We start from the raw sequence: 13,452 nt of genomic DNA, 5'->3' as shown, positions 1-13,452 counted from the left end.
CACCCCCCGTAAGGACATCGTCATGGCTATCGCCAAAGCAGTTCCCGGTAAAACCCTGCTGACCCCGACCGACCACACGCTGATCATGATCGACCACCAGTCGCAGATGTCCTTCGCGACCAAGTCGATCGATGCCGTGACCCTGCGCAACAACGCCGCGCTGGTGGCCAAGGCTGCACGTGGCTTCAAAGTGTCGACCATCCTTACCACCGTCGCCGAGAAAAGCTTTTCCGGCCCGATCTTCGACGAAATAAAGTCGGTGTTCCCGGAACACACCATCATCGACCGCACCAGCATGAACACCTGGGAAGACGAGCGCATTGCCGTCGAAGTCAACAAGTTCGGCAAACAGAAGATCGTCCTTGCCGGCCTGTGGACCTCCGTGTGCATCGTTGGCCCGGCGCTGTCGGCCATTGATCAGGGTTTTGAGGTGTATTTCATCGCCGATGCATGCGGCGACGTGTCCATTGAAGCCCATGAAATGGCGATCCAGCGCATGGTCCAGCTCGGTGCTCGTCCGATGACGTCGCTGCAATACCTGCTTGAGCTGCAACGCGACTGGGCACGCGGCGAGACTTACGACGAAACCGTGAAAACTTCGATTGCCAACGGTGGTTCCTACGGCTTGGGCCTGATCTACGCCAAGACCATGTTCGGCGGCTCCGAAGGCCATTAATTCAACACCGCCTCCCCTCGGTAGGAGTGAACCTGCTCGCGAAGCGGTGTTTCAGTCGACACCTGTGTTGCCTGACCCGACGCTTTCGCGAGCAGGCTCACGCCTACAAGAGACCTGCGTCGCCTCCTCTTTGTGGTAATTGATCAATGAAAGACCTCAAGGTCAGGCTGCCGTTGTGCTTGTCAGTTTTGCTGTCGGGCCTGACCGCTCAGGCAGATGAGCCGGCGCAAGGCTTTCTGGACGGTTCAACCGTTGAAGTACTGAGTCGCAATTTCTACCTCAACAGCGACTACCGCACGCCCTCGCCTTCCGGCAAGAGTTACAAGGCCGAATGGGCCCAGGGATTTATCAGCTCGTTCGAATCGGGATTCACCGCCGGCACCTTCGGATTGGGTGTTGACGCCCACGGCTTTGTGGGGTTGAAACTTGATGGCGGCAAGGGCCATTCCGGAACGGGATTGTTGCCCGTGGACAGTGACGGCCGCAGCGAGGACAGCTATTCCAGCGCGGGCGGCGCACTGAAAATCAAGGCTTCGAAAACCACGCTGGCCTTCGGCGAAATGATGGTTGAAACACCGGTCTTCGACACCGCCGACAAACGCCTGCAACCCGAGTACGCCACCGGTTTCTTGTTGAACAGTCGTGAAATAGAGGGCGTCAATCTGGTCGCCGGCCACTTCACCGCCTTCAAGAACCAGGACGGCGCGTCGGGCAAGGACGACTTCTACGGCTACGGCGCGAACACCGCAGCCGGCGGCATTTCATTACTGGGCGCGGACCTGTTTACGCAAAGTCCCTTCGGCGCAGCGCTCTATGCCTCGGAACTGACCGATACCTGGCATCAGTATTACGGCAATTTGCACCTGAAACAGTCCGGCTGGTTTCTCGACGCCAACCTCTATCACACCAAGGACACAGGCCAGGCACTGGCAGGCGCGATCGATAACACCGCGTTCAGCTTGTCGGGCAGATACACGCTCGATGCCCATGCGTTGACGCTGGCCTATCAAAAGGTCAACGGCGACACGCCGTTCGATTTCGTCGGTGGCGACTCGATCTACCTCGCCAACTCGATCAAATACGCCGACTTCAACGGCGCTCACGAACAATCCTGGCAAGCCCGCTACGACCTCGATTTAAGCGCCTATGGCATTCCGGGCCTCAAATTCATGACCCGTTATGTCATGGGCAGCCAGATTGACGGCACCCATGCGCCCAAGGGCGGAGCCTACAACCCGTTCGATGAATCCGTCGGCGATAACGTGCCTCAGCAAGGTGATGGTGGCCGGCACTGGGAGCGTGATATCGATCTGCGTTACATCGTCCAGTCCGGATCGGCCAAGGGCCTGTCGCTGCAACTGTCCCATGTCTCGCACCGGGCCAACAGCGCTCAGGGCGGAGATGATATTGACCGGGTGTATGTGGTCGTCGAGTACCCGCTGACATTCGGTCCTTTCTGACCCTGCAGGAGCGAGCTTGCTCGCTCCTGCAGGGGTTGGCGATTATCATGGCGGGCATTACCCACCCCGCTGTTACGAGACTGAGCATGACCTTCGATTTTGATCAGGTGTTCGACCGCCACGATACCGGCAGTACCAAATGGAGCCGTTACCCGGCCGACGTATTGCCGATGTGGGTTGCCGACATGGATTTCGCGGCGCCGACGGTGATCATCCAGGCCCTGCAAAAACGTCTGGAACACCCGTTGCTCGGTTACAGCGTGGCCCAGGATGACTTGCGCGACGCCATCGTCGCCGATCTGTGGAACAAGTTCGCCTGGCGTGTCGAGCCGCAAGCGTTGATTTTCCTGCCCGGCGTAGAATCGGGTTTCAACATGGCGTTGCACGCCCTGGTGCAGCCACAGCAGAATGTTGTCGTTCAGGTGCCCAACTACCCGCCGCTGCGGCATGCCCCCGTGCATTGGGGTTTGAACAAGGTTGAGCTGAGTTTCGATTCGCTGGCCGACGGCACCTACGCCACGCCACTCGATACCTTGCGCCAGTCCCTGGCAGGTGGCGGTGCATTGCTGCTGAGCAACCCGCACAATCCGTTGGGCAAGGCATTCCTACGGGAAGAATTGCAAGCGGTTGCCGACATCTGCGTGGAACAGGACGCCTGGATCATCTCCGACGAAATCCACGCCGAGCTGTGCTTCGACGGGCACCGGCACATTCCCACCGCATCATTGAGCGCGGAAATCGCCAAACGCACCATCACGCTGATGTCAGCGAGCAAGGCTTACAACATCGCCGGCCTGAAAACGTCGTTCATGATCATTCAGGACCCGGCGCTGCGCGAGCGGGTCAATCACGCCCGTTGCGGGATGGTCGACAGCGTCAACCCGTTGGGCATGGAAGCGACGCGGGTTGCCTACACCGAAGCCGGGCCGTGGCTGACCGAACTCGTGGGCTACCTGCAAGGTAACCGCGATTACCTGGCCGATGCGGTTCGCACCCGATTGCCAGGCATCACTATGAACGTGCCGCAAAGCACCTACCTCGCCTGGCTCGATTGCTCGGCGCTGGGCCTGGAAAATCCACAGCAGTTTTTCCTTGAGCAGGCAAAGGTCGGGCTGAGCCCAGGCCTGGATTTTGGCGATGATTGCCAACAGTTCGTGCGCCTGAACTTCGGCTGCCCGCGTGCATTGCTGGAGGAAGGGATTGCGCGGATGGAGCGCAGCCTGCGTAACCGCAACTCTAACTGACGCAAATCCAACCGAACTCGACCCAGACGCGCAGGGTCCACCCCTTTGATGCTTGCGCCTTGAACACAAAAAAAATCCCGATGACCTTCCGGCCAGGGCTACGGAATCACAGGCGATAAACCGATGCTCTAATTCAACCCACACCCATTCGGCGAGTACAGACCATGACCTTTGTTGTTTGGGTGGCTGTGTTGGGCGCAGTGCTGCTGACGTTAGCGCTGACGTCCTCGTACCTGCGCTGGATGCCGGTGACGACCTCCGCGGTGTGCCTGTTACTGGGCATCGTCATCGGACCGCAAGCGTTGGGGTTGCTGAAACTGGACCTGAAGGATGCCACCCTCTGGATGGAGCACCTGACGGAAGTCGCGGTGCTTTTTTCGCTGTTTGTCTGCGGTTTGAAGTTGCGCTCTCCCTTCAAGGACAAAAACTGGCGTGTGGCCGTCGGCCTCGCCGGCCCGGTGATGGTGCTGACCATTGCCGGTGTTTGTCTGCTGCTGCATTACGGTCTCGAACTGTCCTGGGGGGCCGCCGTGCTGATCGGCTCGATACTGGCGCCCACCGATCCAGTACTCGCCGCGCTGGTGCAAGTCAACGATGCGCGGGATGACGACAGTGTGCGGTTCGGCCTCTCGGGTGAAGCGGGTCTCAACGACGGGATTGCCTTTCCATTCGTCATCCTCGGTCTGCTGCTGTTACAACACGACGGCAATCCCGGCTGGCTGGGCGACTGGGCGTTGCACAACTTGTTATGGGCCGTGCCCGCCGGTCTGCTGATCGGTTACGGCATGGGGCGCGGCATCGGCCGCCTGACGCTGGTGCTGCGGATCAAAAATAACGACAGCACCGTTTCTCCCAATGACTACCTGGCACTCGCGTTGATCGCCCTGGCCTACGTCGGCGCCGAATCGATTCATGGCTACGGCTTCCTGGCAGTCTTTGCCGCAGGCCTCGGCCTGCGCCACGAAGAGGTCAAATCCACCGGTGATGACGAAGTGCCCGCCGAGCATCTGGTACAACCGGTGGTCGGTCACCAGAACCTCGAGCCCCAACATGCCGTGCATGGCGATACCGAAAGCCTCGAAGACACTCAGGTCGCCGCCGGCATCATGATGGGTGACATGCTCGCTTTCGGCAGCCTGGTGGAACGGGCCATGGAGGTTTTTCTGGTGACGTTGCTCGGTGTGGTGCTGATTGCACACTGGGACTGGCGAGCACTGTTGATCAGTGCGGTGCTGTTTTGCCTGATCCGCCCGCTGAGCGTGGTCGCCCTGCCTTGGCGCGGGGTGTTGAACGGTCATCAGCGGATGTTGATCGGCTGGTTTGGCATCCGCGGCATTGGCAGCCTGTACTACCTTTTCTATGCGCTGAACCATGGGCTAGCCCCGTCAATTGCAACGCTGTGTACCGACCTGACGTTGTCGGTGGTGGCCCTGAGCATCCTGGTGCATGGCATCAGTACGCAACCGGTGCTCGCTTGGTATGAACGGCACAAGCAGCTAACAACTTGATTTGATGGCCAAGTATTTGCGCCAGAAACCATCAGTTTTTCACCTTCATAATTTTGAAATCCTTTTGCGAACCAGCAGGTCACACGCTTACTCCCGCCCGGTTTTATCCTCCGTGGCGTCGATCCCCATCCATAGAACCTGGACATTCAAGGTGCTGGTCATGATTCAGTATTCCACTCGCAATGAAATCAAAGCCTGCCGGGCCTTCGCTCTGGAGCGTAACCGTCAGATGTTCGAAGATGCCCAGGCATTGAGCCGCAGTGCCTTTGAAATGCTGGAAGACCGTGATCTTGATGGCGAGTTGTTTGACCGCTATCAGGCGATACGCAGGAAAGCTGATCTGAAGTTCCAGGAAGCAATCGAGCACTTGCAGGTACTGAACGAAGATTTCCCGCCGATTCCGCTGTCGGTGCCTTCACCGACTCAGGCAACCGGCGAGACCGCGAACTGCATGAGTCAAATTTAAGACTCATGCAGCCTGCATGAGTGCATTTGGCCATCAGACTTTTCAAGTTGTTGATTTTCAAGGCGGTTAACGTTGTAACTCATCAGGCACGACAAATGCTCCATGACCAGGAGCGACCTTCGGCCTTGAGACCGTTTGCGCACACCCCCGTGACTACTTGAGAGACTCGACCATGAACGCCATCGAACTGTTAGAAGCTGACCATGTCCGCGTAAAAAGCATCCTGACCCAACTCAGCGAATCCACCGATCGCGGCATCAAGAAACGCACCGAACTGCTGGCGAAGCTGGAAATGGAGATTGCCATCCATACCCGCCTTGAAGAGGAAATCCTCTATCCGGCGTTCAAGGAAGCCGGTGGCAAGGAACAGGACGTCATGTATTACGAGGCAAAGGAAGAGCATCGCACCGTGGATTCGCTGGTGCTGCCAGATTTGAAACTGACCGATCCATCCACCCCGGAATTCTCTGGTCGGGTGAAAGTGGTCAAAGAACTGCTGGAGCATCACATCGAAGAAGAAGAAACGGAGATGTTTCCTCAGGCCAGGAAGCTGTTGGGCAAAGCGACGCTGGACGAGATGGGCGCGCAGATGGAGGCCATGAAGGCTCAGTATAAAAAAGAGATGAGCGCCAATATGGCGGCTTGATCAATTTAGCGGACACAAAAAAGGCCCGGTATTTACTGGGCCCTTTTTTTGCAAGACGCCTGATCCCGGAACCCACGTTGGAGCCTGCTTGCTGGCAATGGCGGTGGTTCAGCCAATAGCTGCATTGGCTGCATAGACGCCATCGCCAGCAAGCAGGTTCCTACAAATGAGGGGGAATTCGTGGGGTCAGTCACCCACCCGGGTTCGTGACCTGAATGTAAACCGCATACATACCCAGCAACACCCAAAAGGTCGCAAAGATCCACGGCGTGCGCACTGAGAACAGCAGCGATTTGCGGTAACCCTTATGGGACGATTCCATTTCGCTAAACAACGGCGACTCGTCGTAAGCCAGTCCCATGAACGGTTCGCTGCGCAGCAACTCACTCTGCTTGAAATGCCAGTGATCAATAATGTCGTACGCCGCGCGGATACCCGGCCAGGCGTTAAGCGAGCTGAGCAGTCCCAACAACGCCAGAAACGGCGGCACCACCAGCGTGAAGAGCTTGCCCCACTCGGGATTGAGATTGGACATGCACGACGCAAAGGCAATCACCAGAAACGATTGCGCCGCCAGGTAGGCGTCCGTGCGGTTGGCCAGAATGCTGGTTTCGTACTGGATTTCCCGGCGGTAGAAATCCAGGCGTTCCTTGGGCGAACCGAACATCTTGGCGTTGTGTTCGGTCAGGGTCTCCTCGGCAGGGGCTTCAGTCAGTATTCTTGGCACGGGCATCACACAGTGGTCTAAAGCGTTTAGAAGAAACGCTCGCCGACAAGTTCAGCCGGATTAACCCCGCTAGAAGCTCGTGCGATTCACTTCATCGTCGACGCAATGATGTCCACCAGGTTGAGTTGGGTGAACGGTTTGGACAGGCGTGGCAGCCTCGTCGCAAAGCCTTCCAGCCGTTCGGCGTAACCCGTGGCAAGGATAATCGGCAGGTTCGGCTTGAGCGTCCTGATGGCCTGCGCCAGTTGCGCGCCGTCCATCTGTGGCATCGCCATGTCGGTAATGACCAGATCGATCACCTTGTCACTGTCGAACACGGCCAGCGCTTGGTCACCGGACACCGCACTGATCACTCGATGCCCCAGGTCTTCGAGCAGCAGGCAGGTACTGGTCAGCACCAGGCTATCGTCATCGACCACCAGCACACACAAGCGCGGCACCGGCGGCGCTGCGTCCTCCTCAACAGGCTTGGCCACCGCCCCATGCGTCGCGACAGGAATCCACAATTGCGCCGTGGTGCCCTCGCCTTTCTGGCTTTTGAGAATGAACCGCCCACCCAGTTGCTCGATGAAGCCGTGCACCATCGACAGTCCCAGCCCCGTGCCTTTACCGACCCCTTTGGTGGTGAAGAACGGGTCCATCGCCACGGCAAGGGTGGCGTCGTCCATGCCTTCCCCAAAATCTTCAATGCTCAGGCAAACGTAGCGGCCGGACATTGGCGTGAGCGAAGCATGATCGCGGGCGTCTTCGGACCTCGCACTGATGAGGATCTTTCCGCCATGGGGCATCGCGTCGCGGGCGTTGGTCACCAGGTTCAGGACTGCCAGTTCGAGCTGGTTAATGTCGGCAATAACCGGTTCGACCGCTTCCGTGAACACGGTTTCCAATACCACCGACGGCCCGAGGGAACTGCGCAGCAGCCCGGTAATGCCTTCCACCAGCGTCGGTAGCTCGACGGATTCGGTCTTCAGTTCCTGGCGCCGGGCAAACGCCAGCATACGCTGGGTCAGCGAGACCCCGCGCATGGCGCCCTGGGTAGCGTTATCCAGCAACCGGGTGATTTTCGGGTCCTCGCCCACGCGCTTGCGCACGATCTCCAGATTGCCAAGAATCACCGTCAGAAGGTTGTTGAAATCGTGGGCAATCCCGCCGCTAAGTTGCCCGATGGCCTGCATTTTTTGCGCCTGGAACAGCGCTTCGCGGGTTTGTTCAAGGGTCTGCTGGGCGATCGTCGCGTCGGTGATATCCCGGGTGATCTTGGCGAAACCGAGCAACGTGCCGGTGTCGCTCCAGATCGGATCGACCACGACATGCGCCATGAATCGTGTGCCGTCCTTGCGCAGCCGCCAGCCCTTGTTTTCGAAGCGCCCGTCGCGCACGGCAATGCTCAGTGTGCGTTGTGGTTCGCCGGCCTCGCGATCTTCCGGGGTATAAAAACGCGAAAAGTGCTGGCCGATAATCTCGGCTTCCTCATAGCCTTTGAAACGCTTGGCACCCGCGTTCCAGCTGGAAACGATGCCGTCCGGATCAATCATGTAGATCGCATAGTCAATCACCGCATCGATCAACAGGCGAAAGCGCCCGTCGTCCATGGCGTTGGCTTTGGTTCGATCTCCGCTCATTGAGCCCTCACGGCAAGACTGTTTTCATGAAGTATGGGACAAAGCGAAAAATTCGACAGCACGAAAACGCTCCCTCGCGCGCGTGGGTCAGGTTGCCTCCAGGGTCGTTGCACCGGCGTGAGTTCCGATTGCCCACCAGCGTGGCAGCAGTTGCTTGACCTTGCTGTCGCCAAACCGGTCATCGATGAGCATCACAACGCCTTGATCCTGTTGGGTACGAATCACCCGCCCCGCCGCCTGAACCACTTTCTGCACGCCGGGATAAAGGTAGGTGTAGTCGTAGCCGGCGCCGAAAATCGCCGCCATACGGTGTTTCAACTGTTCATTGACCGGGTTGAGTTGCGCCAGGCCGAGGGTGGCGATAAAGGCGCCGATCAGGCGGGCTCCGGGTAAATCGATGCCCTCGCCAAACGCCCCGCCAAGGACCGCGAAGCCGACGCCCTGACTGTACGCGGTAAATTGATCGAGAAAGTCCTGACGCTGCCCTTCACCCATGCCCCGCGATTGCGACCACAGCGGGATGTGTGGATGCGTCTTGGCCAGTAACTGCGCCACTTGCTGCAAGTAATCGAAGCTGCTGAAAAACGCCAGGTAGTTGCCGGGACGCTCATTGAACTGACGGGCAATCAGCTCGACGATGGGCGCGAGGGACGACTGTCGATGCACAAACCGCGTCGAAATCTGGCTGACGATCTGCACCTGCAACTGGTCTGCATGAAACGGTGATTCAACATCGATCCAGACAGTATTCGCCGGCGTCCCGAGCAGGTCCGCGTAGTAATGACGCGGGCTCAAGGTCGCGGAAAACAGTACGGTGCTGCGTGCTGCCGTCAGCCGTGGGCGGATGAACCCGGCGGGCACCACGTTGCGCAGGCACAGTTGTGAGAGGTTGCGCTGGCGGTCGAGGTCGCGCTTGCTGATATCAAACAGGAACTGCTCATCGAAGAGTTCCGCAACCCGGCAAAATTGCAGCATCTCGAAATAGAAGTTCTGCAAAGCGCTGTCCAGGCCTTGCGGGTGATCGTTGAGGTAGTCGCCGATACTGGCGGTGCATGACGACACGGCCTGGAGCAGTTTTTCCGGGGGCCTGTCGTAGGCCTGATACGGCGCAAGTTGCAGGTTGTGCAGGGCGTTCCATTCACGATTGACCCGCTGCAGGGCTTTCTTCAACGGCTCGGGAGCGGTTTTGCGCACGCCGTTGAGGGCCGCCTGGTCAAGGCTGGCGCTATACATTTGACGCCCGCGCTCCACCAGATTGTGCGCTTCATCCACCAGCACCGCGACGTTCCAGCTATTGGCCTGGGCCAGCCCGAACAGCAGCGCACTGAAGTCGAAATAGTAGTTGTAGTCGGCGACCACCACATCGGCCCAGCGGGCCATTTCCTGGCTCAGGTAGTACGGACAGACCTCGTGTTCAAGTGCCACCTCGCGCAAGGCGCTCTGGCTCAACAGCGTCAACTCGCTGGCGGCCTGACGCGCCGCCGGCAAGCGGTCGTAGAAACCCTGGGCCAACGGGCAGGATTCGCCGTGGCAGGCTTTGTCCGGGTATTCGCAAGCCTTGTCCCGGGCAATCATCTCCAGCACGCGCAACGGTGGCGCGGCGCTGCTGTCGAGAATGACCTGCATCGCATCGAGCGCCAGTTTGCGCCCCGGAGTTTTCGCCGTGAGGAAGAACACCTTGTCCAGCTGCTGCGGCGCCAGGGCCTTGAGCATCGGGAACAGCGTGCCGACGGTCTTGCCGATCCCTGTCGGCGCTTGCGCCATCAGGCAGCGGCCGGTACTGGCGGCTTTGAACGCCGACTCAGCCAGGTGACGCTGGCCGGGACGAAAGTCAGCATGTGGAAACGCTAACGCCTGCGCCCCCTGATTGCGCGCCTCGCGATGGGCCATTTCCTGTTCCGCCCAATGCAGAAACAGCCGGCAATGGTGCTCGAAGAACACCTGCAGTTCTTCAGCATTGAACGCTTCGACCAGACAGGTTTCCTTTTCGCTGACGATGTCGAAGTACACCAGCGCAACGTTGATCTGCGCCAGGTCCAGTTTCTGGCACATCAACCATCCGTAGACCTTGGCCTGCGCCCAGTGCAGTTGACGATGGTTGGCCGGCTGCCTGGTCAAGTCCCCGCGATAGGTTTTGACTTCTTCCAGGCAGTTTTGCGCCGGGTCGTAGCCGTCCGCCCTGCCCCTGACCTTTAACGTTTGATACAGACCTTCGAGTGCAACTTCACTCTGGTAACCCTCGCTGCGCCGGGACGCCACCGTGCGGTGACCGACAATGCCTTCCAGCGCTGTCGGCGACGGTGTGAAACGCAGGTCGAGATCGCCGACCTTGGCGGTAAACTCACACAACGCCCGCACCGCAATGCTATAGCTCAAGCGCTCTGCTCCGCCCATTGCACGTAGCAGACCGCAACGGGCATCTGGTGTTCATGGCAGAACTCGAGCCAGCGCAACTGGTTGTCCTGCAGGCGATCGCCAGGGCCTTTGACTTCAATCATGCGATAGGTTTTATCCTGCGGCCAAAACTGGATCAGGTCCGGCATGCCGGCGCGGTTGGCCTTGATGTCCAGCAGCAGGCGGTTGAACCAGTGCTTGAGATGCTCGGCCGGAAGGCAATCGAGTGCCTGTTCGAGCAGTTCCTCGTTCAGCGCGCCCCAGAACACGAAGGGTGATTGCACGCCCCACTTGGCGACATAGCGTTCCCGGATCGTGTGCCGGTAACGCCCGTCTTCGAGTTCGGCGAGGCAGGTTTGGAACAACTCCGCCCGGCGCGCATGGAAGTCTTCATTGTGCAGGTCCACCGGCCCACGCTGGAACGGGTGGAAAAACGCCCCCGGCAAAGGCGCGAAAATCGCCGGCCAGCACAGCAAGCCGAACAACGAGTTGATCAGGCTGTTTTCGACGTAATGCACCGGGGCGCAATCCTCCGCCAGATGTGCCTGGACGTAAAACTCCACCGACAGCGCGGGATCGGTTCTGGGCAAGTGCAGGTCGAGGCGATACAGGCCCTTGGCCGAAGATCGTTTCACCGGCGGCCCACCGAGTTTGCGTCGCAGCCTCGGCATAACCCGCAGCAAATGCTGTTGTTCCGCCGCGCTTTCCGGCATTTGCCCGGCAACGGTGGCCAGGTCCATGGCCAGTCGATACTCGCCGCAGCGCTCCAATACTCGAATCATCCGCTGCCGCGCACCGGGCCAGGCACAAGCGCGGTAAATGCTCAGCGCATTGGCGAAATCCGCCATGCGCTCGCAGTGCTGACCCATTTGGAACAGCAGCTTGCCGCGCCGTTTCTGCAACCAGGGATTGTCCAGCGTCAGGCCGTTGATCTGCTCCACGACCTCGGCCACCACTTCACCACCCTCGAAACGCTGCTGGCACGTGTGAAGAAACAGGCAGGCATCCACGTCCGCGCGACTGCGCAGCCCTCGGGACTCCGCACAGAACTCGACTTTTTCGTAGGTGAAGATGCCGAGGTCCGCCAGCACGAACTCCGACCAGTCCTGATACAGATTGCCGAAAAACATCAGGCGCAGACGGTCACACAGGCTCATGATGGTCAGGCTGAACAGTCGGTCTTCCAGTGGCGCACACCACTGGGAAAAACGCTGGGGTTGGGGAAACTGCTCGCTCAGGATCGGCAGCCAATCGACCTTTTTACCTTTGGGCTGATCGATGGCGGTACTGAAGCACTGGAGGATTTCTGCCTTGAGCAATACCTCGAACAGCGTTTCGAGCGGCAGCGGCGCCTGCTCATCAATCCAGCCCAGTTCCAGCAACGGCACGGCAGCGTTGGCGATGTCGCCAATTTCGAGGTAGTGCAATTTACTCGAGCGAAAATGTATGCCCTTGCGCATGACCATCCGCACCAGCAAAGCCCTGGATTCTAGGGGGACCTGATTGAAGTCACGGATGAACGCCTGCTCCTCGGCAATCAGTACATCGGCATAGCGATGTTCAAGCCAATCAAGCACTTGCATGAAGTTGTTCAAGTAATAGAACGGATCGTCGAGCGGTTTTTGAGTCACAGGAAAACAGGGCCATGGCGAGGGAGTACTGGTTATGCGTACAGATACCAGTAACGCCCTGTCCGGTGCAAACGGAAAAGGATCAGCGGCGACGCATTCCATGAAATTTTCGCGGCCCGTCGAACTTTCTGCCGATCCGTCGCACCAACCGCGTTAGAGGTGCAGTGGCGATTGAAGCCGTCGCACTGCTTTTTTGTGGATGAGAGGTGGTTATGAATATCAAGACGCTGGGTTTGCCGCTGGCAGTGGCGACCCTGTTAGCCCTGGCCGGATGCTCCACGCCAACGGTCGTGACGCTGCAGAACGGCACCCAATATTTGACCCAGGACATGCCGAAAGCCAGTTCGAAGGATGGCTTTTACGAATTCAGAGATATTTCCGGGGCGAAGGTGAAGGTCAAGTTCGATGACGTGGCGACAGTGCGCAAGGAAGATTGAGCCGACGACTGCTGCGCAGCCGAACGCAGGCTGCGTCAGCTGCTACAACAATATGCGGCGTACGATGTACCTGTAGCAGTTGCCGAAGGCTGCGTCCGGCTGCGCAGCAGTCGTGAAAAACGTTATAACCAACACGCATCCCAACGCGGATAATCGTGTACACGCGTCACCAACCCTCCCCTGATCGGATTGGCCACTACATAACGTGCAAGATCTTTCACGTCCTCCTCCCGCCGAACCGTTCGATCGTGACAGCCCTTCTGCCACAGCCGCCCTCGCCGTCCTAATGCCTGATTAACCGCCTGGCTACTTCGCGATTTTATCCGGCACATCAGCTCGCCCAAGGTTTTCTCGCGCAACTGCACCGGGCAATGCATGTGATCCGGCATCACCACCCCCATCAAGAACTCGCCCCAGCCCTCTTCCTGGGCTTGACGTAACTGATGAACAACCAACCTGCCCTATCGCTAATCAGCAAAAAACGGCTGCCGTTGGTCAACGACAGCCGTTAGTAGAGAGTCCAGTCTCATAAAACCGACCAACTCGCAGTTGACCCGCATGTGTATAGGTTGGGCATTCCCTTGCCCCTTATCCCTCAAAAGGAACCCTGGAATCTACAGCGTTAACCGCCAGCCCATCTT

General features: G+C 58.6%; 11 protein-coding genes and 1 pseudogene. 7 read left to right on the top strand and 5 right to left on the bottom strand.

Annotation, left to right across the window (positions count from 1 at the left end; all coding sequences use genetic code 11):
• Positions 1-22: 22 nt before the first annotated feature.
• From ACYZT4_RS06705 to ACYZT4_RS06680, 6 genes are all read left to right on the top strand, one after another.
• Entirely contained in the window at positions 23-676 is a 654-nt protein-coding gene (locus tag ACYZT4_RS06705; RefSeq protein ID WP_461986296.1) for a hydrolase, read from the top strand.
• A 146-nt stretch (positions 677-822) separates the two neighbouring features.
• Entirely contained in the window at positions 823-2,136 is a 1,314-nt protein-coding gene (locus tag ACYZT4_RS06700) for an OprD family porin (protein WP_461986294.1), read from the top strand.
• Between the two features lie 86 nt (positions 2,137-2,222).
• Complete coding sequence (locus ACYZT4_RS06695) at positions 2,223-3,380, top strand: MalY/PatB family protein (protein ID WP_461986292.1); 1,158 nt, start codon at positions 2,223-2,225, stop codon at positions 3,378-3,380.
• Between the two features lie 164 nt (positions 3,381-3,544).
• Complete coding sequence (locus tag ACYZT4_RS06690; protein ID WP_461986290.1) at positions 3,545-4,888, top strand: cation:proton antiporter; 1,344 nt, start codon at positions 3,545-3,547, stop codon at positions 4,886-4,888.
• Positions 4,889-5,048: 160 nt separating this feature from the next.
• The gene (locus ACYZT4_RS06685) at positions 5,049-5,354 is read left to right on the top strand and encodes a hypothetical protein (RefSeq protein WP_461986288.1); all 306 of its coding nucleotides are present in this window, start codon (positions 5,049-5,051) and stop codon (positions 5,352-5,354) included.
• Between the two features lie 172 nt (positions 5,355-5,526).
• Positions 5,527-6,000: a hemerythrin domain-containing protein gene (locus ACYZT4_RS06680; protein WP_461986286.1), complete on the top strand. Its 474-nt coding sequence runs from the start codon at positions 5,527-5,529 to the stop codon at positions 5,998-6,000.
• A 190-nt stretch (positions 6,001-6,190) separates the two neighbouring features.
• Here the strand turns inward: ACYZT4_RS06680 and ACYZT4_RS06675 are convergent, their stop codons facing one another.
• The 4 genes from ACYZT4_RS06675 to ACYZT4_RS06660 form a co-directional block, all read right to left on the bottom strand.
• Positions 6,191-6,727: a hypothetical protein gene (locus tag ACYZT4_RS06675; protein ID WP_461986284.1), complete on the bottom strand. Its 537-nt coding sequence runs from the start codon at positions 6,725-6,727 to the stop codon at positions 6,191-6,193.
• Between the two features lie 86 nt (positions 6,728-6,813).
• Entirely contained in the window at positions 6,814-8,349 is a 1,536-nt protein-coding gene (locus tag ACYZT4_RS06670; protein WP_461986281.1) for an ATP-binding protein, read from the bottom strand.
• 87 nt (positions 8,350-8,436) lie between these two features.
• Positions 8,437-10,725, bottom strand: coding sequence for an ATP-dependent DNA helicase (locus tag ACYZT4_RS06665; protein ID WP_461986279.1), 2,289 nt, complete (start codon positions 10,723-10,725; stop codon positions 8,437-8,439).
• Positions 10,722-12,326 (bottom strand): VRR-NUC domain-containing protein, encoded by a 1,605-nt coding sequence (locus ACYZT4_RS06660; protein ID WP_461988574.1) that lies wholly within the window; start codon positions 12,324-12,326, stop codon positions 10,722-10,724. Before ACYZT4_RS06660 ends, ACYZT4_RS06665 begins: the two co-directional genes overlap by 4 nt.
• A 260-nt stretch (positions 12,327-12,586) precedes the next feature.
• Here ACYZT4_RS06660 and ACYZT4_RS06655 point away from each other — a divergent pair, with 260 nt between their 5' ends.
• Positions 12,587-12,811 carry a YgdI/YgdR family lipoprotein gene (locus ACYZT4_RS06655; RefSeq protein ID WP_461986277.1) on the top strand — a complete coding sequence of 75 codons (225 nt, stop codon included), beginning with the start codon at positions 12,587-12,589 and terminating at the stop codon, positions 12,809-12,811.
• Between the two features lie 122 nt (positions 12,812-12,933).
• Here ACYZT4_RS06655 and ACYZT4_RS06650 read toward each other — a convergent pair.
• Positions 12,934-13,360 (bottom strand): annotated as a pseudogene (locus ACYZT4_RS06650) (REP-associated tyrosine transposase).
• Positions 13,361-13,452 lie beyond the last annotated feature (92 nt).

It is taken from the genome of Pseudomonas sp. GB2N2 (genome assembly GCF_054897705.1).
Note: the sequence above shows the minus strand (reverse complement) of the source record. Positions and strands in the feature narration are given on the sequence as shown.